Here is a 23684-nt window from a genome sequence, read left to right on the forward strand (position 1 = left end):
ATTCGGAAGCATCTCAAGAGATCGGACCGTTTCGGGTCGATCATCCGAGATTCCGGCGATCGTCCGAAAATCGGATGCCGACTTCTGACCGACCGGAGTCAGGCGCGGGCGTCGTAGCGGGCACGGGACTCCTCGATCGCAGGGTGATTCGCGAGGGCCCAGTCGCCGATCGTGCGGGCGATCGGGATGAGCGTCTCGCCGCGTTCCGTGAGCTCGTACTCCACGCGGGGCGGCACCTCGGCGTGCACGGTGCGGGTGACCAGCCCGTCGCGTTCGAGCTGACGGAGCGTGAGCGTGAGCATCCGCTGGGAGATCCCGGGGATGTGCCGGAGCAGTTCGCTGAAGCGCAGCCGGTCGCCGCGCAGCGTCGCGATCAGCAGCAGCGACCACTTGTCGCCGACCCGATCGAGCACCTCGCGGATCGCGCGGCCCGCCCCCTCGTCGACAGAGCACGAGTTCTCGTAGTCGGGGAAGCCCGCCGCATCGCAGCCATCGCTGTGCGTCGGTGACACCGATGTGCCTTTTGCACCAGTCATCCGTTTGCTCCATTCTTGGTTACTGATCGTAACAAACACACAGAACGGAACACGGATGCTCGTCGCACTCTGGATCGTCAACGGGCTTCTCGCCCTCGCCATGCTCGGCGGAGGCGGCATGAAGCTCGTCACCCCCAAGGCGACCCTCGCCGAGCGGGGCATGGCCTGGACCGAGGACTTCTCCGCCGGAACCGTCAAGGCCATCGCCGCGCTCGAGGTCGTCGGCGCGCTCGGGCTGGTCCTCCCGCTGCTGACGGGGATCGCGCCGATCCTCACACCCCTCGCCGGCACGGGCATCGCGATCATCATGATCGGCGCGGTCGTCGTGCACCTGCGTCGCAAGGAGGCCGCGACGCCGGCCCTCGTCCTCGCGGCGCTGGCCGTCGCGAGCGCCGTGCTCGGCTTCCTCGTCGTGCTCTGAGCGGCGGCGACGGTCGCCACTACCAGGTGAGCGGGTCGAGTCGCAGGTAGAACTCCTGGCGTTGCGGGTCTCGCGGCACCCCGTACAGGCGGTCGAAGTCGGCGTCCGCGTGGGCGGCGGATGCGGCGTCCGGCCACGTCTCCCGCGCGTTCGCGAGCAGCAGCGCCGTGTCGGCGTGCGGGTCGGCGCGTCCGAGGCGGCCGAGGTCGATGAGGCCCGTCACCGCTCGGCGCTCGACGTCGACGAGGATGTTCGGCAGGCACAGATCCCCGTGGCACACGACGAGGTCATCGGCCTCCTGCCGGGTGCGCGCGGGCAGCTCGGCCTCGACCGGAGCGAGCAGCAGCGCGGGCGGCACATCTCGGAGGTCGTCGGGAAGGAACTCCCGCTGCACGCGGTCGCCCACGACCACCGCTCTGGCGAGGGGGATCATGACCGCGAGGGTCCGGTCGAACGGGCAGTCGGCGGCGGGAAGGGCGTGCAGCGCGCGCACCGTGTCGGCGATCGCGGGCCACACGACGGCGAGATCGACGGGGTCGAGCGCGTCGGCCGGAACCCCGGGCACCGCGGATGTCACGAGACACGCGCCGACGGCATCCGCCCGCCAGTCGAGCACGGACATGGTCGGGATGCCCGTCGTCGACAGCCACGCGATGCGATCGCGCTCCGCGGCGAGCGCATCGGCCTGCTCGGGGGCGACGAGCTTCGCATAGCTCTCCCCCGAGCGGTGCCGCAGCACGGTCGCTCCGGACTCGCCGGCGTCCACCGTCTCCCAGTCCCGACGATCGGACGGCAACAGGGCGGTGTTCATGACTCCATCCTGCCGCTCGCGCGCCGCCGACCGGCGTCACACGGGCACACTCGCGCGCCAGGCCCCCGCGCACAGGGCCAAGATGGATGCGTGGCCGTTCCTCTCGCTGACCTGACCCGCATGCCCGAGCCGCAGCAGGTGTACTCCGCCGACGGCACCCGTCTCGCGACCTACACGTGGGGCGACCTCGACGCGCCCGTCGTCGTCGCCGTGCACGGATTCGCCTCCAACGCGCGCGACAACTGGGTGCTCACCGGGTGGGTCCGCGACCTCACCCGCGCCGGCTACCGCGTGCTCGCCCTCGACCAACGCGGCCACGGTCTCAGCGAGAAGCCGCACGAGCCCGGCGACTACGGCATCCGCACCCTGGCCACCGACGTCGAGACGGTGATGGACGCCTACCTCGTCGACGACGCGTACTACCTCGGCTACTCGCTCGGCGCGCGCGTGGGGTGGGAGGTCATCCGCGACCTGCCGCAGCGCATCGGACGCGGGGTGCTCGGCGGCGTTCCAGACGGCATCCCCCTGGCCCGGCTGAACCTCGACCAGGTGCGTGCGTTCCTCACCGACGGCACCCCCGTCGACGACCCCACGACGCAGAACTACATCGCCCTCACCGAGCGGGTGCCCGGCAACGACCTGCGCGCCCTGATCGCGCTCGCGGAGGGCATGCGCGCCTCCCGCACGATCGACCCCGACCCCGCCGACGCCCCGTCGAGCCCGATCCTCTTCGCCACAGGGGCGAAGGACGCGATCATCGAGGGGTCGAGGGCCCTGGCGGCCGCGGCGCCGCACGGGAGCTTCTTCGAGATCCCCGACCGCAACCACTTCAACGCCCCGGGTTCGCGCGCCTTCAAGGAGGCGGCGCTGGCGTTCCTCGCCGAGGGCTGACCGCGGCGCCTGGCGCCCGCGCCACACGACAGAGGCCGACGCCCTCCCATGAGGAGGAGCGTCGGCCTCGGTGCGCGGATCAGAGAGCGGCGCTCTCCTCGCGCTTCGGCAGCACCCATCCCGCGCGCGGGAAGTGGCAGGTGTAGCCGTTGGGATAGCGGATCAGGTAGTCCTGGTGCTCGGGCTCGGCCTCCCAGAAGGGACCTTCGGGCTCGATCGTGGTGACGGCCTTGCCGGGCCACAGCCCCGAGGCGTCGACGTCGGCGATCGTGTCGCGCGCGACCTGCTCCTGCTCGGGGGAGAGCGGGAAGATCGCCGACCGGTAGCTCGACCCGATGTCGTTGCCCTGACGGTCCAGGGTCGACGGGTCGTGGATCTGGAAGAAGAACGCGAGGATGTCGCGGTACGACGTCTTCGACGGGTCGAAGACGATCTCCACGGCCTCCGCGTGACCGGGGTGGTTGCGGTAGGTGGCGTGGTCGTTCGACCCGCCCGTGTAGCCGACCCGGGTGTCGAGCACGCCGGGCTGGCGGCGGATCAGGTCCTCCATGCCCCAGAAGCAGCCGCCGGCGAGCACGGCGGTCTCGGTGCCGGGGGTGCGGGTGATGGTTCCGGTGTCGGTCATGACTGCTCCTCGATGGGGGTGTCGGTGTGGGTGAAGAGGTCGCTGTATCGACCGTAGCCCTCTTCCTCCAGGCGGGATGCCGGGATGAAACGCAGGGCCGCGGAGTTCATGCAGTAGCGCAGGCCGCCGTCCTCGACGGGTCCGTCATCGAAGACGTGCCCGAGGTGGCTGTCGGCGCCGGTGGAGCGCGCCTCCGTGCGCGACATCCACAGTGTGCGGTCGGTGCGGGTGGTGACGGCATCCGCGTCGATCGGCTTGGTGAAGCTCGGCCATCCGGTTCCGCTGTCGAACTTGTCGAGGGAGGAGAACAGCGGCTGGCCCGAGACGACGTCGACGTAGATGCCGTCGTCGTGGTTGTCCCAGTAGGCGTTGCGGAACGGCGGCTCGGTGCCGTCGCGCTGGGTGACCTTGTACTGCGCGTCGGTGAGGGCGCCGACCGCCTCGGCCGTCTTGCGGTAGTCGTGCGACATGATGCTCCTTGTCTGACGCGGCTGGCTGCAGCGTCATAAGGGAGAACGGATGCCGACGCCGTTTTGGTCCCGCGGGGCTGGGAGCGCGCTGTGAGTTTCTGCGGACTCGGTAGAGTTGCTCCCCGACACTCGAAACAGGGGGACGCCCATGTCCGTTGGACTGCTCGCCGTCGTCGACGACATCCTGAGCGCCGCGATGAAGGCCTCGGCCAAGGCCGCTGGCGTCGTGATCGACGACGCCGCCGTCACACCGCAGTACGTGCAGGGCATCTCGCCCGCGCGCGAGCTGCCCGTGGTCGGCAAGATCGCGCTCGGATCTCTCGCGAACAAGTTCCTCATCATCATCCCGGTGGCGCTGCTGCTCACGGCCTTCGCCCCCTGGGTGCTGCCGTACCTGCTGATCCTCGGCGGGGCCTACCTCTGCTTCGAGGGCGCCGAGAAGGTGCTCGAGTGGTTCGGCGTGCAGCACGGCCATGAGGACGAGGGCGCCCGCGACGAGAGGAAACTCGTGTTCGGCGCCGTCCGGACCGACCTGATCCTGTCGACCGAGATCATGCTCATCTCGCTCGCGAGCCTCGACAAGGGGCTCGACATCTGGATGACGCTCGCGATCCTCGCCGTGATCGCCCTGGTCATGACCGGCGTCGTCTACGGAGCGGTCGCCCTGCTCGTGAAGATCGACGACATCGGCCTGAAGATGGCCGAGAGCTCCGACAATCGGGTCAGCCGCAACGGCACCCGCCTGGTGAACGCGATGCCCGCGGTGTTCCGCTTCATCAGCATCCTGGGCACCGTCGCGATGCTCTGGGTCGGCGGGCACCTCGTGCTCGTGAACCTCGCCGAGGTGGGCGTGCACTTCGGTGCCGACATCCTGCACGGCATCGAGGAGCTCCTCCATGCCGCGGGCCCGGTGATCGTGTGGATCGGCGACACCCTGTTCTCGGCGATCGCCGGCCTCGCGGTCGGCCTCGTCATCGTCGGCATCGTGCTCGGCATCGGACGGATGCTGGGCAAGAAGGTCGAGTTCCACGAGGGCGAGGAGTCGCCGAGCGCGGTTCGCCACTGACGCCCGCTCGCCGTTCCACGGCGACATCACGTGACGTCGCCGAGAGCACGGCTTGTCGACGTCGACATCACGTGCACTCGGCGAGTGCACACGACGTCGGCGCTTACGGGCGACGCGCCGCGTCCAGCCAGCCCGTGCAGAGTCGGGCGATCGCCGCGCTGTCGGCCCAGGTCATCTCCGGAGCCTCGACCCGCCCTTCGGCGAGCGCGAGCGACACGGCATCCGCCTCCGCGCCCATCGGCTGCACGACCGGGACGGTCACCACACGCTCCTCCGCACCGCGTCGCAGGATGAGCGAGGAGGGACTCTCGGTGCGGCTGCCCCAGGCATCGGGCATCACAATGTCGCCGTCGGCGCAGTGCAGCACGGCGGCCCCAGGCATCTCGCGGATGACGGCCGTGCGCAGCTCGACCGCGAGGTCGCCGATCGTCAGGTGCGCCGTGGTGTCGGCATCCACCCCGTTCACCCATTCGGCGCTCACGTCGCCGAAGGCGGCCGGAAGCCCACCGCGCCCGGACACGGTCGCCACCTCGATCGCGAGGGATGCCGGATAGCAGCCCACGTCGAGGATCGCTCCCCCGGCGAGCGCCGGGTCGAACGCGCGACCGGTGCGCGGGGACTGGTCGTAGCCGAAGCCCGCGACGAGCGAGAGCGGCTCCCCCAGCTCACGGTCGGCGATCAGCCCGCGCAGCAGGTCGGCGAAGGGACCGAAGCGCTGCTTGAACGCCTCGACGAACGGGCGCCCCGAGCGCGCCGCGGCCGCGAGCACCAGATCGGTCTCCGCGGCGGTCGGGGTGATCGGCTTCTCGCACAGCACCGCCTTGCCCGCCTCGAGCGCGCGGATCGCGAGAGCCGAGTGCGTCGTGTGCACGGTGCCGATGTAGACGGCATCCACGTCTTCTCTGGCGAGGATCTCGTCGTAGGTGCCGGATGCCGCGGCGCCGTGCTCGGCGGCGAAGGCCGCAGCCCGCTCCGGCGCGGAGCTGCCGACGGCGTGCAGCACGCCGAGGTGCGAGCTCCGGAGCCCCGTGGCGAAGTCCCCGCTGATCACTCCCGGGCCGAGCACGGCCCATCGCGTCCTGGTCATGGCGATCTCCTTCTGCGCTGCGGCGGGGCTCTCGAGGGCTCCTGGCGGTGGCACGGATGGCGGCGGCCGCTGCCGCGACGGGCAGACCCTCGACGTCGATCATCGCAGAGCAGGCGCGGCGCACCGAGCGCCCGCACGTCGGAGCCGGCGAACATGCCGAAGCCGGGGCGCGACCCGCGACCGTGTGCCGTATCCTCGGCTCCATGTCTTCCGCACGCCGTCGCCGTCGATCGCGACCACGTCCGGCCTCCGTTCCCGCCGCGACCGTGAGACGCGACGCCGACCGCTGGTTCCGCGAGCAGGGTCTGCCGACCTTCGTGCCCCTGCGCCGCTGGTTCACCGATCTGCCTCGACGCGTCGCCCCGCTGCTCACCTGGGTCACCGTCGCCGGGTTCCTCCTCACCGGCGGGCTCACCCTCGCGCTCGGCATCGCCATCGGGCTCTACGGCGACGACGACGAAGACGACACCGTGATCGCCGTGCTCGTGCTCGTGCTGCTCGTGCTCGCGCTCGCCATCGCCTGGCTCGCCTTCGCGCTCGTGCGGTTCGCGGTGCGACGGCTACCCGTCGGCATCGGGACGGCGGTCGCGGCATCCGTCATCGTGCTGTGCGCCGCGGCCCTCATCGCCGGCGGCTACGCCGTCGACCGCCAGGCCACGGTCAGCCCGGTGCTCGAGACCCTGGCGATCATCGCGGTGTGCGTGCTCATCACCGGCATGGGCGGCGGCGCCCTCATCTCCTGGGCCTCGCGCCTCGCCGTGCGCAACGCCTCCGCCATCGGCCACATGGCGTCGATCGCCCTCCCGGTGATCCTGATGCTCGTGGTGTTCGCGTTCTTCTCCGCCGAGGTCTGGCAGATGGCGTCCGCGCTGCACGGCTCCTCGCTCGCCCTCGTCGGCCTGGTCATCGGAGCCCTCGCGACCATCGTCGTGCTGCGCGTGAGCGCGGGCGAGATCGACGACGAGACCTACGCCCCGACGCCCGAGCAGCGCGCCGCGCTCCTGCTCGACACTCCCGCCGAGCGCATCGGCGCGGCGTCCGGCTCCCGGCATCCGCTCCGGTGGCCGCAGCGGATGAACATCCTGCTCGTCATGACGTTCGCGCAGCTGCTGCAGGCGCTGTTCTTCGCGGCGCTGCTGTGCGCCCTGCTGATCGTCATCGGGTCGGTCGCGATCCCGTTCGGCGTCGTCGAGCTCTGGGTCGGACCGGGCAGCGCCACCCAGCCGCTCCCGGTCGAGCCGCTCGTGATCGGCGGCGCCAAGCTCACCGTCACCGTCAACCTCATCAAGGCGGCCACCCTGCTCTCGCTGATCGCGACGCTGCCGTTCATCTTCTCGGCGGTGAGCGAACCCCGCTACCGGGAGCGCTTCTTCGACCCGATCATGGTCGACCTGCGCCGCGCGATCGTCGTGCGCGACGCCCTGAGCACGAAGGCGAACCTGTGACCATCGCATTCCTCCTCACCACCCTGGTCGTGGTGGCCACGCCGGGCACCGGAGCGGTCTACTCGATCGCCGCCGGGCTCTCGCGCGGGACCAGAGCCGGCGTCATCGCCGCGTTCGGCTGCACGCTCGGCGTCATCCCGCACATGATCGCCGCCATCACCGGTCTCGCCGCGATCCTCAACGCCTCGGCCATCGCGTTTCAGACCATCAAATGGCTGGGCGTCGCCTACCTGCTGTACCTCGCGTGGCAGACGCTCCGAGACCGGTCGGCGCTCGACGTCGAGAAGAGCGCCGAGCCGGTGTCGTCGTGGCGCGTCATCCGCACCGCCGTGCTCATCAACGTGCTGAACCCGAAGCTCACGATCTTCTTCTTCGCTTTCCTGCCGCAGTTCGTGCCGGCGGGGACCCCGGACGCGGCTTGGCAGATGGTGTGGCTGAGCCTGGTGTTCATGGCGGTGACCTTCGTGGTCTTCGCCCTGTACGGCGCCTTCGCCGCGGCCATGCGCACGCACGTCATCACCCGGCCGCGCGTGATGACGTGGCTGCGCCGCACCTTCGCCGCGACCTACATGCTGCTCGCCGGACGTTTGGCCGTGGAGCGCGCGTAGAGCGGTCGACACCCTATACCGAGGCCACGCCTTCGCCCTTGTCCTCGCCCCTCGCCCTCGCCACGCGGCGTCGCGCTGCGATTCGCTGCTCGCGCGGCAGATATCTCGACCGCGTGTACAGCGATCAGCAGCGCGAGTCCGAGCCCGCGCACCCGCTCCGCTGACACGAATCGTCGAGAAGCGGTCGCATCCTGGTAGCGTCGGCCTCGCGCTCCCGAAAGCGCAGAGGAGACCGACGTGCACATCAGAGACGCCGAGATCGTCGACCTCGAGACGATCACCGAGATCTACAACGACGCCGTGCAGAACACCACCGCGATCTGGAACGAGCGCACCGTCGACGTCGACGACCGCGCCGCCTGGCTCGCCGACCGTTTCCGCGCCGGATACCCGGTGCTCGTGGCATCCGACGACGACGGCGTCCTCGGGTACGCGACGTTCGGCGACTGGCGCCCGCACGACGGGTTCCGGCACACGGTCGAGCACTCGGTGTACGTCCGCGGCGATCAGCGCGGGCGCGGCATCGGCAAGGCGCTCATGAACGAGCTGATCGCTCGCGCCCGTGCGATCGGGAAGCACGTCATGGTGGCCGCTGTGGCGAGCGAGAACACCGGCTCCATCGTGCTGCACGAACGGCTCGGCTTCGTCGAGACCGGGCGGATGCCGCAGGTGGGCGTGAAGTTCGGCCGATGGCTCGATCTGACGTTCCTGCAGCTGGCCCTCGACGACGCCCCCGCGCCCCGCGCATGAACCTCCTCACCTGGCTCGTCGAGGTCTTCAACTCGCACTGGACGCTCCCCGGCGGGCAGACGCTCCTGATCCGCGAGGTCGTCGGCAACGTCTTCGGACTGGCGAGCGCGCTCGGTGGGATGCGGCGCCGGGTGTGGGCCTGGCCGGTCGGCATCATCGGGAACCTGCTGCTGCTCACGGTCTTCCTCGGCTCGATCCTGAGCCCGGAGCACGAGCTGCCGAGCCTGCTCGGACAGGCCGGCCGCCAGGTGATGTTCATCGCGGTCGCGATCTACGGGTGGGTGCGCTGGCGCCAGGCCTCATCGGACGGCGGCCAGGTGACGCCGCGGTGGGCGCCGTGGAGCGCGCGCATCGGCATCGTGCTCATCATGGTGATCGGCACCGTCGCGCTCACGCCGCTGTTCCGGCTTCTGGGCTCGTGGGAGCCGGTGTGGGCGGATGCCTGGACCTTCGTCGGCTCCCTCATGGCGACCTACGGAATGGCGAGGGGCTGGACCGAGTTCTGGCTCATCTGGATCGCCGTCGACGTGGTCGGCGTGCCGCTGCTGTTCAGCTCGGGCTTCTACGCCACGGGGTTCATGTACGTGTTCTACGGGGTGTTCACCGCGATCGGATTCGTGGTCTGGGCGCGGGCGCAGAAGGGCGACAAACCCCAGGTCGACACGCTGCTCCCGGCGCCCCAGGTGCAGCGCCCCGAGGAGACCGCCTAGCCTCGACGGGACTCAGTGCCGGACGCGCGCCAGGAACTCGGCCGTCGCCGGGTGCTGCGGGGCGTCGAAGATCTGCTCGGGCGGACCCTGCTCGACCAGCACGCCCTCCTTCAGGAAGACGACGCGATCGGCGACCTCTCGGGCGAACGACATCTCGTGCGTGGCCATCACGATCGTGGTGCCGCGGCGCTTGAGCTCGCGCACGAGATCGAGCACCTCGCCGACGAGCATGGGGTCGAGCGCGCTGGTGATCTCGTCGAGCAGCAGCACCTCGGGCTCGGTGAGGATCGCCCGCACGATGGCGACGCGCTGCTGCTGACCGCCGGAGAGCCGGTCGGGGTACTCGTCGGCCTTGTCGCCGAGGCCGAGGGTCTGGAGCAGCTCGCGGCCCCGGGCGCGCGCCTCCGACGCGGAACGGCGGTGCACCTTGCGCGCCGCGAGGGTGATGTTCTCGAGCACCGTCAGGTGCGGGAAGAGGTTGAAGTGCTGGAACACGACGCCGATGCGCGCGCGCACCCTGTCGGCATCCACCCGCGGATCGGTGATGTCGTCTCCGCTGAGGAAGATCTGTCCGTCGTCGACCCGCTCGATGAGGTTCATCGTCTTGAGCAGCGTGGACTTGCCCGAGCCCGAGGCTCCGATCAGCACGACCACTTCGTGCGGCTCGACGGCGAGGTCGAGTCCGCGGAGCACGTCGTGATCGCCGAAGCGCTTGCGCACGCCTCTGGCCTCGATGACGGGAACGGTCATACGACGCCTCCGGCCTGCTCGCGCCTGTTGAGCCGCGCCGTGACGGCATCCGTGAATCGGATCATCGGCCAGCTGAGGATGATGAAGAACAGCCCCGCGACGACGTAGGGCGTGTAGTTGTAGGTGTCGGCGACCTGCAGCTGCGCGGCGCGCACCGCGTCGATCACGCCGAGCACCGAGATGAGCCCGACGTCTTTCTGCATCGACACGAAGTCGTTCATGAGGGCGGGCACGACCTTGCGCACGCCCTGCGGGATCACGACGATCCGCAGCGTCTGCGCGTGACTGAGCCCGAGGGAGCGCGCGGCCACGCGCTGCGAGGGGTGCACGGCCTCCATGCCGGCGCGGAGCACCTCGGAGACGTAGGCCGAGTACACGATGATGATCGCGATGGTTCCCCAGAACGCCGGGGGCATGCGCGGGAAGATCATCAGCGCGGGGATGCCGTAGCCGATCAGGTAGAGCACGATCAGCAGCGGGACGCCGCGGAAGAAGTCGGTGTACGTCGCGGCGAGCGCGCGCAGCGGGAAGAACACCGGACCTCGGAGCGAGCGCATGGTGGCGAGCAGCGTGCCCAGGATCGCCACGCCGACCGCGGCGATGACGAGCACCAGGAGGTTGGTGAGCAGACCCTGGAAGATCGGCCCGATGCTCTTGAGCGCGATCTCGGGGTCGAAGAACGTCTGCCGGACGACCGCCCACCCCGGGGTGTTGACGACGATGATCGCGACGACGCCGATCAGCACGACGCTGCTGACGAACGCGATCAGGACCGACCGGGTCGTCGCCCTGCGCCGCAGAGCGCGGCGTGACAGCTCGAGCTCGCTCGGCTGCCACGCCGTCTCGGCGGAGGTGTTCGTCACTTCAGGACGGGGACGTCGACCGCGTCGCTGAGCCACTTCTGCTGCAGCTCGTCGAGCGTGCCGTCGGCGCGCAGGGCATCGACGGCCTTGGTGACGGCGGGGGTGAGGGCCGAGCCCTTCGGCAGCACGAAGGCGAACTCGTCGCCGCCGTCGGAGCTGGCGAACTGGCCCGTGACGGAGGAGTCGTCGACCACGGCGCCGGTGACGTAGAAAGCGCCGGGCAGGTCGGTGATCATGGCGTCGATCTGGCCGGCCTGCAGCGCGAGCACGACGTCGTCGACCGTGTTGAAGACGCTGAGGTTCGCCTCGCCGAGCTGTGCCTTGGCGACGGTGTAGCTGGTGGTGCCTGCGGCGACGCCGACCTTCGCCTTCTTGAGGGCGTCGATGGTCGTGGCGGATGCCGCGGGCGAGCTGTTCAGCGCGACGACGGCCTGCGTGGTCGTGTAGTACGGCGACGAGAAGTCGACGGCCTTCTTGCGCTCGTCGGTGACGGAGAACTGCTGGATGTTGATGTCCCAGTCCTTCGGCCCGGGGGCGATCGCGGCGTCGAAGCCGGTGCGGGTCCAGACGATGTCGGCGGCGTCGAAGCCCAGCTCCTTCGCGACCGCGTTCGCGACCGCACCTTCGAAGCCCTTGCCGTTGGAGGGGTCGTCGTCGACGAACCAGGGCTCGTAGTTGGGCTCGCCGGTCGCGATGGTGAGCTTGCCGGCGGTGACGGTCTGCAGCTCGCCGTCGGCGCCGGCCGTGGGCGAGGTGGTCGGGCCGCTCGCGCAGGCGGCGAGGGACACGGCGGCGGCGACCGCGATGGCGGCCGCTGCGGCGCGGCGAAGGGTGCGGGAGACGGTCACGTTTACTCCTGAAGAGTGTTCGGGTTTTGGTTAAGAGTAGGGGACTCGGCGAGTCGCCAATCGGCGAAGTCGAAACCTGGGGAAACGAAGCAGGAGACCAGCACTTCCTGGTCGTCGAGAGGTCGGGCGGCCTGCCAGACGCCGGCGGGCACGAGCACCTGCGCGGCATCCGTCCCGCTGAGCACGATCACGGTCGCCGCACCCGGCTGCGCGCCGTCGCCGCCGAGGCTCAGCTCGAGCCGGCCCGGTCCGTGCCAGAGCCACAGCTCGTCGCTCGTGACGACGTGCCATTCGCTGCGCTCGTGGGGCTGCAGCAGGTAGTGGATGCAGGTGCCGGCCGGGCGCGGGCCGTTCGGCGTCTCGACGGCGAGCGGGCTCGTCCAGGTGCGGCGGAACCAGCCGCCCTCGGGGTGCGGGGCGAGGTCGAGGCGCTCGGCGGTGGCGGGTCGGTCAGCGATCACTGGACGGCTCCTTCGACGCGTTCGCGCGGATCCTCGGACGTGTCGTCTCGCTTCGCTCGCTCGACGACCGAGGCGCCGAAGCTGTCGCTCGCCCACCGGACCTCGCCCGAGACGACGGTGGCCGCGGCACGCCCCGCGCCGTCTTCGACGAGCTCCTGGATGGAATCGGGCCCGGCCGGCACGTCGAAGAACGTGAGGTCGGCGAGCGCGCCGACCGCGAGGTATCCGGTGCGGTCGGGGCCGACGTCGATGCCCATGGAGTGGGCTCCGCCGATGGTCGCCGCTCCGAGCAGCCGCGCGTGCAGGTCGCGGTCCGTGTAGCCCTGCGAGCGGGCGATGCGCGCGAGCTCGGCGACGTCCGCGAGCACATCGAGCGACGGACTCGACGACAGCGAGTCCGTGCCGACGGCGATCGGGCTGCCCTCGCGCAGATACGCGGCGATCGGCGGCTCCTCGAGCCCGATCACGGCGTTCGACCGCGGACACAGCGCCACGGTCGTTCGACGTTCGCGCAGGATCGCCCGGTCGCGGGCGCTCATGTACACGCCGTGCGCGATGTGGCAGTCGGGCCCGAGCACCCCGAGCTGGTCGACGAACTCGGTCGCACTCGTGCCGAAGCCCGCCTCGCGCAGCTCCTGGAAGCTCGCGAGCCCCGCCGTGTGCCAGGCCTGCGGATGCTCGTGCGCGAACTCGCTCTCGAAGGCGGCCTCGCCGAGGTGGATGTGGATGCGCCCGCCCCGCTCGCGGACGATGTCGGGGATCTCCAGCAGCGGTTCGATGTCGAGCGAGTACGGCGCGTGGGGCGAGAGCCCGGTGCCGGGGGGCGTGGGCAGGGCGTCGAGAGCCTGCTCGACCTGCGCGCGTCCGGTGCGGGCCCAGTCGGCGTTGGTCCAGCTCATCACCTCCCAGTAGGTGATGCCGTGCAGTCGCGCGTCGTGCAGGGCGGATGCCGCCGACGGATCGGTGACGACGTCGGCGACGGCCGTGGTTCCGGAGCGGAGCGCCATCTCGGCGCCGGCCGCGGCATCCGCCCCCCAGTCCCGTCCGGCCTCGTAGACCGGGTCGAACGCCTGCACCCAATCGTCGAATCCGGTGTACTGCCCGCGGCCGACGACGGCCATGCCCGTGTACTGCAGGTGGGTGTGCGCGTTGACGAGTCCAGGGGTGAGGACTCCGGGCCAGTGCACCTCGTCATGGGCGAGTCCGCGCTCGGACAGCGAGCGCAGCACCCAGGCGCGCTCCCCCACATGCATGATGCGCCCGTCGCGCACGGCGACGGCGCCGTCGACGATGGGCGGCGCCGTGACCGGGACGACGAGTCCTGCGGAGTAGACGGTGATCATGCCGAGACCCCCAGGTAGCGGCGGGAGCGCCACTCGTCCTGCGCCTCGCGCTGCGCGGCGCTGCGCTCGTCGAGACGGTCGCCCCGCGCATCGGCGGCGGCGAGCGCGATGGCGCGATCGGCTTCGGCGGGGAACGGATGGAGTCCGGCGGGGAGCTCGCGTGCGAGCAGCTGCTCGACGGCCCCGAGCTGCACCGCGAAGGAGAGGTCCATGATCTCGATCGGGTTGCCTTCGGCGGCGGCGAGGTTCACGCAGCCGCCGCGGGCGATCAGGAGGGCGCCGTCTCCCGCCCGGTCGAGGTGCGCGCCGACCGGTCGCAGCGCCGAGGCGTCGACGTCGACCTCGCCCGGCACTCCGCCCGCCACCGCGACGGTGCGCGCGACGGCGAGCGTCTCCGCGTCGACCGTGTGCGGCGCACCGGTGGCGGAGACGACCAGCGCACCCGGCGCGAGCTCGCGGAGCGGTCCGATCCGGAATCCGTCGTGCGCCGCCCGCAGCGCCCGCACGGGGTCGGTCTCGGCCACCGCGATCTCTGCGCCGAGCGCGCGCAGGTGGGCGGCGACCCCCTCGCCCACCGGGCCGTAGCCGACCACGACGGCGAGCTGGTCGCGCACGCCGATGCCCGCGGCGTCGAGCACATCGGCGATCGCGAACACGCACGACTGACCGGTGCCGTAGCGGTTGTCGAATGACGTCTTCATGGCCGCGTCGTTCACGGCGATGACGGGGATGCCGAGCAGTCCGCGGCTCTGCATCAGCCGCAGCGGGGTGAGCCCGCTCGTGGTCTCCTCCGCGGCGCCGCGCAGACCGGCGGCGAGTCCCTCCTCGTGGGCGAGGCGGATCAGGTGGGAGCCGTCGTCGAGCAGCAGGTCGAAGCCGCGCCGCAGGAACGCCACGGCGGCGGCGCGCTCCTCCGCCCCCGAGAGCGCAGGGTCTCCGTCGACGGGGATGCCACTGGCACGCAGCACATCGGCCACCTCGACGTCGATCTCGTCGGGGTGGGCGTACACGGCGACGTCCGCTCCGGCGTCGCGCAGCAGCAGCGCGAGCTGGGCGGTCTTGGGCTCCAGCACCATCGCGATGCCGATCCGGATGCCGCGCACGACGCCCTCCTCGCGCAGGCGCGCCGCGACCAGTGTCGAGACCGGCATGTGCGCGCCCGCGTTGTCGACGCGGTCGGCCGCGGTCACCCGCGCGGGCAGAGCCGTCCCGTGGATGAGGATGTCGGGATCCTGCCCCGGTGCGAAGGTCACGCCATCGGAGCCCAGGTGAGCGCCCAGAGCGGCCAGCAGGCGGCGGAGCTCGTGCGAGACGGCATCCGCGCCCTCCACCGCGAAGGTGCGACCGGCGACGAGCAGGTTGGTCTCGCGGACGAAACGGCGCACGAGACGCTCGGCGGACGTGGTCGGGTCGGTCACCGCTCAATCGTATTGCTCGGGCGGCGCGCCGAGCGCTCCGTGCGCGGCGCCACTCGACGAGACCCCTGCATCTGAGGGGTGCCCTCGCGGAACCTGGTTCCGCCCCGCCGAGGTGCGATTGACTGAAACCATGAAGACCGAGACCATCCCCACGCGCGTGTGGAACCCCCGCGCCGAGGTGCGGGCCTTCTTCGCGCGCGCCTTCGAACGAGCGTTCATCCCCTTCGCGCCGCTGTCGCTGTCGGTCCCCGCGGAGATCGCCCGTCGCGAGGAGGCTGCGCGTGCGGCATCCTCGGCTCCCCCGCCGGTCGGGCCCGCCGAGGAGCGCCTGCCGTAGCCCGACCGGGCTAGCATTTGCTCATGGCCACCTCGATCGACGACATCTCCATCGGCGGCGAGATGATCCGCCTCGGACAGTTCCTCAAGTACTCCGGTCTCATCGACACCGGCGGTGACGCCAAGGAGGCGATCATCGACGGCTACGTGAACGTCAACGGCGAGGAGGAACGCCGCCGAGGGCGCCAGCTGCACGACGGCGACCTCGTCTCGTTCGAGGGACGCACGGTGCGCGTGCGCCCCTGAGCGTCCTTCCCCGGGTCTCCCCACTCCGCGGCCAGTTCAGGCACACCCCCAGCCGTGTGCGATCGTCGCTGAGTCTCACTGAACCTCACTGAACCTCACTGAACCTCACTGTTGCCACCTCTCGTGCAGTGACGTACAGTGAGCTTCACTCAAAAGAGTGAGCGGAGTGAGGCACTGATGAACCGTGGGTTCGAAAGCACGATCGATCGCCTGCGTGCCCAAGGAACTGACGACGGTCTCGTCGAAGTGAAATCGAGCGAGAGAAGACTCAGCGCTGACGTCTGGGACAGCGTGAGCGCGTTCGCGAACACCAACGGGGGTCTGCTCGTACTGGGACTCTCCGAAAGCGATGGGTTCACACCCATTGAGAGGTTTGCGATTGATGTCGTGCGTGACCAGTTCGTCGAAGGCATCGGTGACGGCGGCGCCCAAGGAGTCAAAGTCACGAACCCTCCCGCTTACGGGATGAGTAGAGAGCTTGTCGATGGGCTCCCCGTTCTCGCCATCACGATCACACCCAACCAACCGGGAAGTCGGCCCTGCTGGGTCACCGCCAAAGGGCTACCCGCGGGGGCGTACAAGCGAGTCGACGACAAAGACATCAAGCTGTCCGCGACGGAAGTGTTCGAACTGCGCCACGAGCTCACGCCGTCCGACGCGGACAAGAGGGTCGTCGAGGACGCGGACGAGGGTGACCTTAACGCCGAGGTGCTCGACGCCCTCATCGCTCGTCGAATCAACGCCAAGGTCCTCCATGGCGCAACGAGCCGGCGACAGCGGCTCGCTCGCCTGAACGTACTGGACAAGGAGGGCCATGTCCGCCTTGCAGGCCTGCTGGCTACCGGCTTGTATCCCCAGCAGTTCTTCCCCCGACTGCTCGTGGATGTCGCCGTCCACCCAGGTCGCGAGAAGTCCCTCCCGGGAGCGGAGGTGCGATTCCTCGATCGAGTCGAATGCACAGGAACGCTGCCAGACATCGTCGATGACGCGGTCAACGCAGTGCTACGCAACCTGAGAACGTACTCGATCGTCGAAGGCACAGGACGACGAGAAGTCCCGGAGATCCCAGTGACCGTCCTTCGCGAGGCGATCGCCAACGCGGTCCTGCACCGCGAGTACTCTCCGATGTTTCTCGGTCAACCAGTCACTGTCGACGTCTTCTCCGACCGCATCGAGATCACGAATCCTGGCGGGCTGTGGGGTGGCGTCACCCCTCAGAACATCGGGGACGGAACCTCTCGTTGCCGAAACCAGACCCTGCTCCCATTGATGCAGCACATCGCGCCACGAGAGCATGACGGGTTCACTGTCGAGGGGCAAGGCGGCGGAGTCCGACTGATGATCTCCGAGATGGAAGCGCACGCCCTCGAACGTCCGAGATTCTCTGTCAGCCCTGACCAGGTCAGGCTGACACTCGCACGCCACGGTGCCGAGATACCCGAGCATCGACACTGGCTTCGACAACTCACCGATCGTGACCTTGATCCCCACGAGGACGCGGCCCTGCTCATCGCGCGTCGTGAAGGAAGGGTGTCGGTGGATTCCTTGCGGGAAGCCCTTCGCATCGACTCCGACGAAGTGAGAGCGATTCTCCTCCGGCTTCGCGATGAAGGCATACTCCGTGGATCAGGTGGCGAAGCATTCGTACTCTCCGAAGGAGCCCCTCTCCCCAACGAAATCGATGCGGCAATCATCCGCGGCCTGGCTGGAAACCGAGCCCAGACCATCCATGAGATCTCTAAGTGGAGCAATCTATCCGTCGGATCTCTCAGAGCGCGCCTCCGTCGTCTCATAGAAGACGGATGGATCCAAGCGACAGCGCCACCCCAGAGCCGCGACCGAAAGTACATTGCTCACGGCGTCGATCCAGGGACGGCGTCCGACCCGAGGGGGACCCCGAACGGTCGATGAGGCGGCTCCCAGCGAGCGGCGAGCGCACCCGCGTACGCGGAATTCCCGCGCACTCGGGCGTCACTGCGCGGGCAGGCACCCGCCGTCCATGATGTAGCCGCCCGCCTCGATCGACAGGGCGTCGGCGGTCACCGAGCCGAACACGCACCCGCCCTCAGGGGCGTCCGCACCGAAGAGCAGAGTGCCGTAGTCGTCGCGCACGTAGGCGCCGGCGAGACCGGCATCCGCCAGCGCATCCTGCACCGCGGTGGTCGAGAGCGCGCCCGAGGTCCGCAGCTCCTCGAGAGCCGGTCGAGCGACCGCGATGGCCTCTTCGGCCGCCGCGCGGGCCTCCTCGGAGAGGTCCATCCGCTCCCGATAGCGGTCGTTCTGCGCCATCGACTTCTCCGGGTCGTAGGGGGCGCACCCCGGGGGCATCTCGACGCCCTCGATCTGCGGACAGGCCGCGGTCGGCGTGGGGGTGGGCGTCGCCGTCGTCGACTGCGGCGCCGCGGGTGTGGCGCATCCCGCGAACAGCAGAGTCATCGCGCACACGAGGAGGGCGATGCCACCCCTCGACCTGTCCCCCCGGATATCGGTCATGCGCTCATGAAACCACACCTTCGGGCGCCCCGGAAGGAGCGGCGCCCGACGGTGCAGGACACGTCGATCACGGCATCACGCCTCTACGGCACCAGCACGGTGCGGATGCCGGGCGCCTCGGGCTCGCTCCAGACCGACTCGACGTCGGCGAGGCGGGCGGTGCGGGTCTGCACGGAGATGCGGCCTTCGCCGATCGCCTCGACGAGGGAGGGGAGCTCGGCGAGGTACTCGCGCGGCCCGATCGACCCCTGCCCGCTGCCGATCAGACGCAGGTGCGCCGCGCGCAGCGCCGCCGAGGGGAGCGTGATGTCGGGGCCCGCCACGGAGCCGATCTCCACCCAGTCGAGCGGCCGGCTCCGGTCTGTCCTGGCGGTCAGCACCGCCCTGATCGCACGTTCGGTGGGCACGCCCCAGAGGTAGTCGAGGACGACATCGACGTCGCGGGCCGCGTCGGCGAGCTCGGTATCCGCGGAGGCATCGTCCAGGGCGATGGTGCGGTCGGCGCCGGACTCGCCCACCAGTGCGAGCCGACCCCGATCCCTCCCGGCGGCCACGACCTCGCCGGCGCCCAGCAGCTTGGCGACCTGCACCGCCATGACTCCGGCGTTCCCTGTGGCCCCGAGCACGAGCACCGATGCGCCGGGCGTCCACGCGACGCGACGGCGGAGCGCGACCCACGACGACATCGCGGGGTTCATCGCCGCGGCGATCCTCACGGCATCCACACCGTCGGGCAGGGCGATCGTGCGCCGCGGATCGATCACGGCCTTCGTCGCCATCGTGCCGTGTCGGGTGTCATCGACGGCGAAGTAGACGAGTGCGCCGTCGGCGCGGCGGCCGACGCCGTCGACGCCGGGGATGAGCGGAAGCGCTCCGGTGCTCGTGTAGTGCGCTCCGCTCGCACCGGAGCGCGCGCGCGGGTGGAGGCCTGCCGCGAGCACATCGACGACGACCTCGCCCTCCTTCGGCTCGGGAAGGTCGAACGGAAGGAAGTGCGGTGGCTCGTCGAATCTCGTGACGACGGCGGCATCGGTGTGGATCATGGCTGTGTCTCCTTATTGGTTCGTGTCACGAACTATAATAGTACGCATCGCGAACCATTTGGCTAGACTGTTCCCATGACGGATGCCGCGCTCTCCCCGGCCGATGCCCTGGCACAGCTGACCTTCCTCGTGCAGAGGATCCTCGAGGAGCGCTCGGCCGCCCAGGGGATGTCGGTGGTGCAGGGCCGGATGCTCGGCATCCTGCGCGACCGGACGCCGCTCATGAGCGAGCTCGGCGCCCGCCTGGGCCTGGACAAGTCGAGCATCAGCGGGCTCGTCGACCGCGCTGAGAAGCGGGGACTCGTGGAGCGCTTCCGCTCTCCCGACGATGGTCGCGCGGTGCAGGTGCGCCTCACGGACGAGGGCCGCGCACGCGCCACAGCGGGCGAAGCCGAGTTCGACGCGGAGGCGTCGCGCCTGCTCGCGCATCTGCCGGAGGCCGAGCGCACGACGCTCGTGCGCCTGATCAGCCGCCTCCTCATCGCCGAGGCGGAGGAGTCCGGGTTCGACATCCGGTGACCGAGGCCGGCGGCCGCGGCGCCCGGAATCGCCCGTGGGTGTTCGCGAGGGGTTACGGTGGCGGTGTGGATGCTCCTGACCCTCTGCCCGATCGCCCCGCCCCCGACAATCCGCAGGGCAAGCTCGTGCTGCTGCGGCACGGAGAGACGGAGTGGTCGAAGAGCGGCCGCCACACCGGACGCACCGACATACCGCTGACCGCCCACGGCGAGGAGCTGGCCGCAGCGGCCGGCAGGCTGGTGCGCGGCTACGACTTCGGCCTCATCCTGACCTCCCCGCTGCAGCGCGCACGACGGACGGCGGAGCTCGCCGGACTCGACGCGGAGATCGACCCGCTGCTGGTCGAGTGGGACTACGGCGGGTACGAGGGGCGGACCAGCGCCGACATCCGCGCCGAGCTCGGCTACGACTGGACGGCGTTCAACCACGGCGTGATCCGCGGTGAGACCCCCGGCGAGACCGTCGAGGAGGTCGCCGCACGGGCGTCCCGCGTGCTGACGAGGGTGCTGCCGGCGATGGCCGACGGCGACGTGGCGCTGATCGCGCACGGCCACTACCTGCGCATCCTCACGGCCGTGTTCCTCCGCGAGGCGCCCCGGTTCGGCGCGCAGATCACGCTGGATGCCGGCTCGGTGTCGGTTCTCGGCTACACCAGGGAGCAGCCCGCCATCCTCGCCTGGAACCACGGCCCGCAGCTGCCGCTGAAGCCCTCGGAGTCCTAGCCCGCGTGGGCCCGGTGGGCCTCAGATCGCCAGCAGTCGCGCCGCGCGATCCGCGTCGATGCCGCCGCGCCATCCGGAGAGAGGCGGTGTGATGTCAGATCGGGGCCCACCCGACCACGCATCGGCGACCTCTTCGCGGGAGACGAACCTGTCCCAGCTGGGCGGGAGGGTGCTCGGCAGCACCCCGTACTCGGCGAGTCCGATGAGGATGCCGTAGCGCTGATACTTGTCCGCGCCCGCGACCACCTTGGCGCGGGCGATCGCTCGCTCGAGCTCGCTTGCCCGGGTGCCGGCCGGCTGGGCAGAGATCACCTCGAGCAGAGTGCGCAGCCGCTCCCTGTCATCTTCAGTGGGAGCCGGAAGCCCCTCTGCGGCCGCGGTCTCGAGATCGGGGAGGTAGTGATGCGGCTGCTCGTTCCAGGCCCAGCCGAGTGCGAGACGGAGCAGCACTTCGGTCGCATCGAACTCGAGCGCACTCCCCTGTCGCGCCGCCAGCCCGCAGTCGGGCACGCAGTTCTCCGCCACGGGAGCGGCCGCGAGGTGCCGTGCCCACGCGAAGGAGATCACGGTCTGGCGTCCGTGCCAGGCGCTGCCGAGGCCTGCGATGAACGCACCGAGCACGGCATCCTCGTCAAGCGCCGTAGCCGCGGTGATCGACCGCTCGACGATCTCAACAGGTGTGCAACGTTCGACGGAACGAATCGGCCACCCCGAGGACTCGGCCTCGGCCTCGTCGGCGGCCTCTCGCGACGCCTCGGCCCCGGCGACACCGCCCGTGCGGGTGAAACGGTAACCGTACAGTCGCATGAGGAGTTCGAGTTCTGGTCCAGCAGGAATGCGGCGGGGTGCGGGAATCACCCCGCCAGGCTATGACATCGCCGACGTCTCCGCACCGGTCGCGAACGGAGCCCCCACGCCGATGGCACGCCCGGTCGGGCGCCGTCCGGAGACCATGTCGGCGGCATGGGGCACGATGGTCGCATGACCGACGGCTACGACCCCGGATTCCTCTCGAACGCTGTGGCGCTGCCGCATCCGGCCCAGGATGTGCACGCTCTCGACTACCCGCGTTTCACCGTGCTGCTCGACCGGCGTCGTCGACTCGCGGCGGCGACCGGGGTGAACATCGACGGCCCCCGCCTGCTCGATCTGCCGCGCGCGGGAGAGTGGCGCCTCGACCCGCGCGTCGACGACGCCGCGCAGACCGGCCCCGCCGTGTACGCGCGGAACGACCTCGACCGCGGTCACCTCGTGCGCCGCCGCGACCCGGGCTGGGGTGAGACGGCCGAAGCGCGAGCGGCGATGGAGGCCACGTTCTTCTACACGAACGCCGCACCGCAGGCCGCCGGCTTCAACCAGTCCAAGGAGCTCTGGCTCGGACTCGAAGACCATGTGCTCGCCTACGCCGAGGCCACGGCCCAGCGCATCTCGGTCTTCACCGCGCCCGTGTTGGCCGACGACGACCCGCCGTACCGCGGCATCCGCATCCCGCTGCGGTACTGGAAGGTCGCGGCCTGGTCGGGAGCAGCCGGTCTCTCCTGCGCGGGCTTCATCCTCGACCAGTCCGCGCTCGTCGACACCAGCGAGGGGCTGCTCGCCGCTCCGCCGCTCGGGGCGTTCCGCACGTTCCAGGTGCCTGTGGCGGAGATCGCCCGCGTCACCGGTGTCGACTTCGGCGTGCTGACGGATGCCGATGTGCTCGCGACCCCCGGGGCACGCGCGGACGGATGGCGCGAGCTGACCACGGCAGACCAGATCGTGCTCTGACACCGGCACGTCACCTCCCCTGCGGCACCGTGGGGTGGCGCCAGCCCCACCCCGCTTCGGCAGCCCGCTGTATGGGATCGCCGCGGGTTCCTTTCTAACGTCGAGGTATGACGTCCGGTCACCTCGACCGCTCAGGAAAGGCACCCCTCATGACCTCGAACACCGCGCTTCGTCGCACGCTGACCCGCGCCTCAGGCGTCATCGCCGTCACGGCCTGCGGCCTCGTGCTCTCGCTCGCCTCCGCACAGGCGGCGAGCGCAGCGCCGACCACGGTCAAGACGATCGTCGGAGGCTCCGCCGCGTCCGAGAAATACCCGTTCATGGCGAGCATTCCGATCACGGCGCCGCTCGCCGGGCTCGACGACGGCGGCTGCGGCGCGGCGCTGATCACACCGGAGTGGGTCGTGACCGCCGCGCACTGCGTGGATCGGGAGATCGGGTCGTTCGCCGAGGGCACGGTGCGCGTCGGCAGTGACAAGCGCACCTCGGGTGGAACCGTCCGAGACATGGTGCAGGTGTTCCAGCATCCCGATTACGCCCAGGGGATGCCGAATCAGAACGACATCGCGTTGATCCGCCTCGACAAGCCGGTCTCTCAGCGACCGATCGCGATCGCCGATCATGCAGCCGATCCCGGCAGCGCCACGCGCATCCTCGGGTTCGGTCTGACCACGCCCGAGCAGAACCCGACGAAGTGGAAGATGTCCAAGAAGCTGCGGCAGTTGGAGACGTTCCGTGGCGACGCGTCCGAGTGCGATCCGGGCTTCGCCGGCGTCACGCGTCTGTGCACGGTGAGCCACAAGGCCGATGCGATGGCGTGCAACGGCGACTCCGGCGGCCCGCAGATCCAGCGCGGCAGCAACGGACGCTGGGAGCTGATCGGCGTCACGTCCGGACCGGGCGCCATGTCGCCCTCCTGCGAGAAGGGCCCGGGGCTCTACACCGACGTCACGGCGTATCGCGACTGGGTCTCGCAGACGATGGCGGCCAACGAGTAGCCGGCGGCGCGCTCCCTCTACACTCGACTGGTGCAGGACGACCGATCGGGGGGCACGTGTTCATCGCCGCCTTCATGCTCGTGATCACGGGCGCCCTCGTCGCCTTCGCGGGCTTCCGCGTCCGCGCTCTCGTGCCGTCGCACTGGACGCGCGTCGAGGGGCGGTGGATCGGCCCGTCGCTGCGCTGGTCGCCCTCCCGGTACGACTACGTCACCGCCGAGGGCGTCGGCCGCTCCGGCGTCGCCAGGGTGAAGGTGATGTTCCGTCCGCCGCACGGCGGCACCTGCGTCGTCGCGTACGACCCCGCCGACCCGTCTCGATCCCAACCCGCGCAGCTCCGGTGGAACGGCGGCGCGCTCATCGCGGCCGGCGTGCTCTGCGCCGTCGCCGGAGTCGTCTTCTCCGCGCTGGCACTCGCGTAGCGGCGAGTCGCCCCGCGAGGCCCCGCGCTCTCCTA

The 23684-nt window shown here is 70.2% G+C and carries 29 protein-coding genes; 15 read left to right on the forward strand and 14 right to left on the reverse strand.

The genetic code is table 11. From position 1 onward, the window contains the following. Positions 1-98: 98 nt before the first annotated feature. Positions 99-536 carry a helix-turn-helix domain-containing protein gene (locus ACFY5A_RS04815; protein ID WP_341940875.1) on the reverse strand — a complete coding sequence of 146 codons (438 nt, stop codon included), beginning with the start codon at positions 534-536 and terminating at the stop codon, positions 99-101. A gap of 55 nt (positions 537-591) precedes the next feature. Between ACFY5A_RS04815 and ACFY5A_RS04820 the strand changes: the two genes are divergently transcribed. Beyond that, entirely contained in the window at positions 592-957 is a 366-nt protein-coding gene (locus tag ACFY5A_RS04820; protein ID WP_387232103.1) for a DoxX family protein, read from the forward strand. Positions 958-976: 19 nt separating this feature from the next. Here the strand turns inward: ACFY5A_RS04820 and ACFY5A_RS04825 are convergent, their stop codons facing one another. Beyond that, on the reverse strand, positions 977-1768 hold the full coding sequence (locus ACFY5A_RS04825; RefSeq protein ID WP_387232105.1) for a phosphotransferase: 792 nt from the start codon (positions 1766-1768) through the stop codon (positions 977-979). Between the two features lie 90 nt (positions 1769-1858). Here ACFY5A_RS04825 and ACFY5A_RS04830 point away from each other — a divergent pair, with 90 nt between their 5' ends. After that, positions 1859-2659 carry an alpha/beta fold hydrolase gene (locus tag ACFY5A_RS04830; RefSeq protein ID WP_387232107.1) on the forward strand — a complete coding sequence of 267 codons (801 nt, stop codon included), beginning with the start codon at positions 1859-1861 and terminating at the stop codon, positions 2657-2659. A 79-nt stretch (positions 2660-2738) separates the two neighbouring features. Here the strand turns inward: ACFY5A_RS04830 and msrA are convergent, their stop codons facing one another. Then, positions 2739-3284: a peptide-methionine (S)-S-oxide reductase MsrA gene (msrA, locus tag ACFY5A_RS04835; protein WP_223585541.1), complete on the reverse strand. Its 546-nt coding sequence runs from the start codon at positions 3282-3284 to the stop codon at positions 2739-2741. Next, entirely contained in the window at positions 3281-3754 is a 474-nt protein-coding gene (gene msrB, locus ACFY5A_RS04840) for a peptide-methionine (R)-S-oxide reductase MsrB (RefSeq protein ID WP_105675885.1), read from the reverse strand. The genes msrA and msrB overlap by 4 nt, the downstream gene beginning before the upstream one ends. Positions 3755-3902: 148 nt before the next feature. On the opposite strand from msrB, the gene ACFY5A_RS04845 reads away from it, so the two are divergent. Next, a complete protein-coding gene (locus tag ACFY5A_RS04845) occupies positions 3903-4820 on the forward strand; it encodes a DUF808 domain-containing protein (RefSeq protein WP_387232110.1) in 918 nt (305 codons plus the stop codon). A gap of 103 nt (positions 4821-4923) precedes the next feature. Here ACFY5A_RS04845 and ACFY5A_RS04850 read toward each other — a convergent pair whose 3' ends face one another. Further along, positions 4924-5907 (reverse strand): Gfo/Idh/MocA family oxidoreductase, encoded by a 984-nt coding sequence (locus ACFY5A_RS04850; protein WP_344011021.1) that lies wholly within the window; start codon positions 5905-5907, stop codon positions 4924-4926. A gap of 203 nt (positions 5908-6110) precedes the next feature. Here ACFY5A_RS04850 and ACFY5A_RS04855 point away from each other — a divergent pair, with 203 nt between their 5' ends. From ACFY5A_RS04855 to pnuC, 4 genes are all read left to right on the forward strand, one after another. Then, a complete protein-coding gene (locus ACFY5A_RS04855; RefSeq protein ID WP_387232112.1) occupies positions 6111-7352 on the forward strand; it encodes a hypothetical protein in 1242 nt (413 codons plus the stop codon). After that, entirely contained in the window at positions 7349-7960 is a 612-nt protein-coding gene (locus tag ACFY5A_RS04860; RefSeq protein ID WP_387232114.1) for a LysE family translocator, read from the forward strand. The genes ACFY5A_RS04855 and ACFY5A_RS04860 overlap by 4 nt, the downstream gene beginning before the upstream one ends. Positions 7961-8197: 237 nt before the next feature. Continuing rightward, positions 8198-8710, forward strand: coding sequence for a GNAT family N-acetyltransferase (locus ACFY5A_RS04865; protein WP_105675868.1), 513 nt, complete (start codon positions 8198-8200; stop codon positions 8708-8710). Beyond that, the gene (pnuC, locus tag ACFY5A_RS04870) at positions 8707-9420 is read left to right on the forward strand and encodes a nicotinamide riboside transporter PnuC (RefSeq protein WP_387232116.1); all 714 of its coding nucleotides are present in this window, start codon (positions 8707-8709) and stop codon (positions 9418-9420) included. Before ACFY5A_RS04865 ends, pnuC begins: the two co-directional genes overlap by 4 nt. A 12-nt stretch (positions 9421-9432) precedes the next feature. On the opposite strand, the gene ACFY5A_RS04875 is transcribed toward pnuC, so the two are convergent. Genes ACFY5A_RS04875 through ACFY5A_RS04900 form a run of 6 tightly spaced genes read right to left on the reverse strand, consistent with a single transcriptional unit; the run spans position 9433 to position 15103 of the window. Next, the gene (locus tag ACFY5A_RS04875; RefSeq protein WP_105675864.1) at positions 9433-10170 is read right to left on the reverse strand and encodes an amino acid ABC transporter ATP-binding protein; all 738 of its coding nucleotides are present in this window, start codon (positions 10168-10170) and stop codon (positions 9433-9435) included. Further along, positions 10167-11033 (reverse strand): amino acid ABC transporter permease, encoded by an 867-nt coding sequence (locus tag ACFY5A_RS04880; protein WP_341940865.1) that lies wholly within the window; start codon positions 11031-11033, stop codon positions 10167-10169. Before ACFY5A_RS04880 ends, ACFY5A_RS04875 begins: the two co-directional genes overlap by 4 nt. Then, entirely contained in the window at positions 11030-11881 is an 852-nt protein-coding gene (locus tag ACFY5A_RS04885) for an ABC transporter substrate-binding protein (RefSeq protein ID WP_223585533.1), read from the reverse strand. The genes ACFY5A_RS04880 and ACFY5A_RS04885 overlap by 4 nt, the downstream gene beginning before the upstream one ends. A gap of 2 nt (positions 11882-11883) precedes the next feature. Beyond that, entirely contained in the window at positions 11884-12342 is a 459-nt protein-coding gene (locus ACFY5A_RS04890; protein ID WP_387232119.1) for a cupin domain-containing protein, read from the reverse strand. Further along, positions 12339-13685: an amidohydrolase family protein gene (locus ACFY5A_RS04895; protein ID WP_387232121.1), complete on the reverse strand. Its 1347-nt coding sequence runs from the start codon at positions 13683-13685 to the stop codon at positions 12339-12341. Before ACFY5A_RS04895 ends, ACFY5A_RS04890 begins: the two co-directional genes overlap by 4 nt. Then, complete coding sequence (locus ACFY5A_RS04900) at positions 13682-15103, reverse strand: adenosylhomocysteinase (protein WP_387232123.1); 1422 nt, start codon at positions 15101-15103, stop codon at positions 13682-13684. The genes ACFY5A_RS04895 and ACFY5A_RS04900 overlap by 4 nt, the downstream gene beginning before the upstream one ends. A 130-nt stretch (positions 15104-15233) precedes the next feature. Between ACFY5A_RS04900 and ACFY5A_RS04905 the strand changes: the two genes are divergently transcribed. The 3 genes from ACFY5A_RS04905 to ACFY5A_RS04915 all read left to right on the forward strand — a co-directional run bounded on the left by ACFY5A_RS04905 (position 15234) and on the right by ACFY5A_RS04915 (position 17596). After that, positions 15234-15440, forward strand: coding sequence for a hypothetical protein (locus tag ACFY5A_RS04905; protein ID WP_223585529.1), 207 nt, complete (start codon positions 15234-15236; stop codon positions 15438-15440). A 23-nt stretch (positions 15441-15463) separates the two neighbouring features. Continuing rightward, entirely contained in the window at positions 15464-15685 is a 222-nt protein-coding gene (locus ACFY5A_RS04910) for an RNA-binding S4 domain-containing protein (RefSeq protein WP_105675951.1), read from the forward strand. A 138-nt stretch (positions 15686-15823) separates the two neighbouring features. Then, positions 15824-17596, forward strand: coding sequence for an ATP-binding protein (locus tag ACFY5A_RS04915; RefSeq protein WP_387232125.1), 1773 nt, complete (start codon positions 15824-15826; stop codon positions 17594-17596). Between the two features lie 60 nt (positions 17597-17656). Here the strand turns inward: ACFY5A_RS04915 and ACFY5A_RS04920 are convergent, their stop codons facing one another. Both ACFY5A_RS04920 and ACFY5A_RS04925 read right to left on the reverse strand, forming a co-directional pair. After that, a complete protein-coding gene (locus tag ACFY5A_RS04920; protein WP_387232127.1) occupies positions 17657-18178 on the reverse strand; it encodes a hypothetical protein in 522 nt (173 codons plus the stop codon). Positions 18179-18261: 83 nt separating this feature from the next. Continuing rightward, positions 18262-19221: a zinc-binding alcohol dehydrogenase family protein gene (locus ACFY5A_RS04925; RefSeq protein WP_387232129.1), complete on the reverse strand. Its 960-nt coding sequence runs from the start codon at positions 19219-19221 to the stop codon at positions 18262-18264. 75 nt (positions 19222-19296) lie between these two features. Between ACFY5A_RS04925 and ACFY5A_RS04930 the strand changes: the two genes are divergently transcribed. Both ACFY5A_RS04930 and ACFY5A_RS04935 read left to right on the forward strand, forming a co-directional pair. After that, entirely contained in the window at positions 19297-19740 is a 444-nt protein-coding gene (locus ACFY5A_RS04930; protein ID WP_344011047.1) for a MarR family transcriptional regulator, read from the forward strand. Between the two features lie 65 nt (positions 19741-19805). Further along, positions 19806-20462, forward strand: coding sequence for a histidine phosphatase family protein (locus ACFY5A_RS04935; RefSeq protein WP_258132638.1), 657 nt, complete (start codon positions 19806-19808; stop codon positions 20460-20462). Between the two features lie 21 nt (positions 20463-20483). On the opposite strand, the gene ACFY5A_RS04940 is transcribed toward ACFY5A_RS04935, so the two are convergent. Continuing rightward, positions 20484-21269, reverse strand: a complete 786-nt coding sequence (locus ACFY5A_RS04940; RefSeq protein WP_387232131.1) for a hypothetical protein — start codon at positions 21267-21269, stop codon at positions 20484-20486. A gap of 174 nt (positions 21270-21443) precedes the next feature. On the opposite strand from ACFY5A_RS04940, the gene ACFY5A_RS04945 reads away from it, so the two are divergent. The 3 genes from ACFY5A_RS04945 (at position 21444) to ACFY5A_RS04955 (ending at position 23649) form a co-directional block, all read left to right on the forward strand. Continuing rightward, the gene (locus ACFY5A_RS04945) at positions 21444-22229 is read left to right on the forward strand and encodes a DNA/RNA non-specific endonuclease (protein WP_387232133.1); all 786 of its coding nucleotides are present in this window, start codon (positions 21444-21446) and stop codon (positions 22227-22229) included. A 149-nt stretch (positions 22230-22378) separates the two neighbouring features. Beyond that, positions 22379-23227: a S1 family peptidase gene (locus ACFY5A_RS04950; protein ID WP_387232135.1), complete on the forward strand. Its 849-nt coding sequence runs from the start codon at positions 22379-22381 to the stop codon at positions 23225-23227. 56 nt (positions 23228-23283) lie between these two features. Beyond that, positions 23284-23649, forward strand: coding sequence for a DUF3592 domain-containing protein (locus tag ACFY5A_RS04955; RefSeq protein ID WP_387232137.1), 366 nt, complete (start codon positions 23284-23286; stop codon positions 23647-23649). The last annotated feature ends 35 nt before the right edge of the window (positions 23650-23684 follow it).

It is taken from the genome of Microbacterium sp. NPDC012755 (assembly GCF_042901325.1).
GTDB lineage: Bacteria > Actinomycetota > Actinomycetes > Actinomycetales > Microbacteriaceae > Microbacterium > Microbacterium natoriense.

Excerpts from the sequence above, each read along its gene's own strand:
- ACFY5A_RS04815 (WP_341940875.1), bottom strand. The coding sequence starts at position 536 with ATGACTGGTGCAAAAGGCACATCGGTGTCACCGACGCACAGCGATGGC.
- ACFY5A_RS04820 (WP_387232103.1), top strand. The coding sequence starts at position 592 with ATGCTCGTCGCACTCTGGATCGTCAACGGGCTTCTCGCCCTCGCCATG.
- ACFY5A_RS04825 (WP_387232105.1), bottom strand. The coding sequence starts at position 1,768 with ATGAACACCGCCCTGTTGCCGTCCGATCGTCGGGACTGGGAGACGGTG.
- msrA (WP_223585541.1), bottom strand. The coding sequence starts at position 3,284 with ATGACCGACACCGGAACCATCACCCGCACCCCCGGCACCGAGACCGCC.
- msrB (WP_105675885.1), bottom strand. The coding sequence starts at position 3,754 with ATGTCGCACGACTACCGCAAGACGGCCGAGGCGGTCGGCGCCCTCACC.
- ACFY5A_RS04845 (WP_387232110.1), top strand. The coding sequence starts at position 3,903 with ATGTCCGTTGGACTGCTCGCCGTCGTCGACGACATCCTGAGCGCCGCG.
- ACFY5A_RS04850 (WP_344011021.1), bottom strand. The coding sequence starts at position 5,907 with ATGACCAGGACGCGATGGGCCGTGCTCGGCCCGGGAGTGATCAGCGGG.
- ACFY5A_RS04855 (WP_387232112.1), top strand. The coding sequence starts at position 6,111 with ATGTCTTCCGCACGCCGTCGCCGTCGATCGCGACCACGTCCGGCCTCC.
- pnuC (WP_387232116.1), top strand. The coding sequence starts at position 8,707 with ATGAACCTCCTCACCTGGCTCGTCGAGGTCTTCAACTCGCACTGGACG.
- ACFY5A_RS04875 (WP_105675864.1), bottom strand. The coding sequence starts at position 10,170 with ATGACCGTTCCCGTCATCGAGGCCAGAGGCGTGCGCAAGCGCTTCGGC.
- ACFY5A_RS04895 (WP_387232121.1), bottom strand. The coding sequence starts at position 13,685 with ATGATCACCGTCTACTCCGCAGGACTCGTCGTCCCGGTCACGGCGCCG.
- ACFY5A_RS04905 (WP_223585529.1), top strand. The coding sequence starts at position 15,234 with ATGAAGACCGAGACCATCCCCACGCGCGTGTGGAACCCCCGCGCCGAG.
- ACFY5A_RS04910 (WP_105675951.1), top strand. The coding sequence starts at position 15,464 with ATGGCCACCTCGATCGACGACATCTCCATCGGCGGCGAGATGATCCGC.
- ACFY5A_RS04920 (WP_387232127.1), bottom strand. The coding sequence starts at position 18,178 with ATGACCGATATCCGGGGGGACAGGTCGAGGGGTGGCATCGCCCTCCTC.
- ACFY5A_RS04925 (WP_387232129.1), bottom strand. The coding sequence starts at position 19,221 with ATGATCCACACCGATGCCGCCGTCGTCACGAGATTCGACGAGCCACCG.
- ACFY5A_RS04930 (WP_344011047.1), top strand. The coding sequence starts at position 19,297 with ATGACGGATGCCGCGCTCTCCCCGGCCGATGCCCTGGCACAGCTGACC.
- ACFY5A_RS04940 (WP_387232131.1), bottom strand. The coding sequence starts at position 21,269 with ATGCGACTGTACGGTTACCGTTTCACCCGCACGGGCGGTGTCGCCGGG.
- ACFY5A_RS04945 (WP_387232133.1), top strand. The coding sequence starts at position 21,444 with ATGACCGACGGCTACGACCCCGGATTCCTCTCGAACGCTGTGGCGCTG.
- ACFY5A_RS04950 (WP_387232135.1), top strand. The coding sequence starts at position 22,379 with ATGACCTCGAACACCGCGCTTCGTCGCACGCTGACCCGCGCCTCAGGC.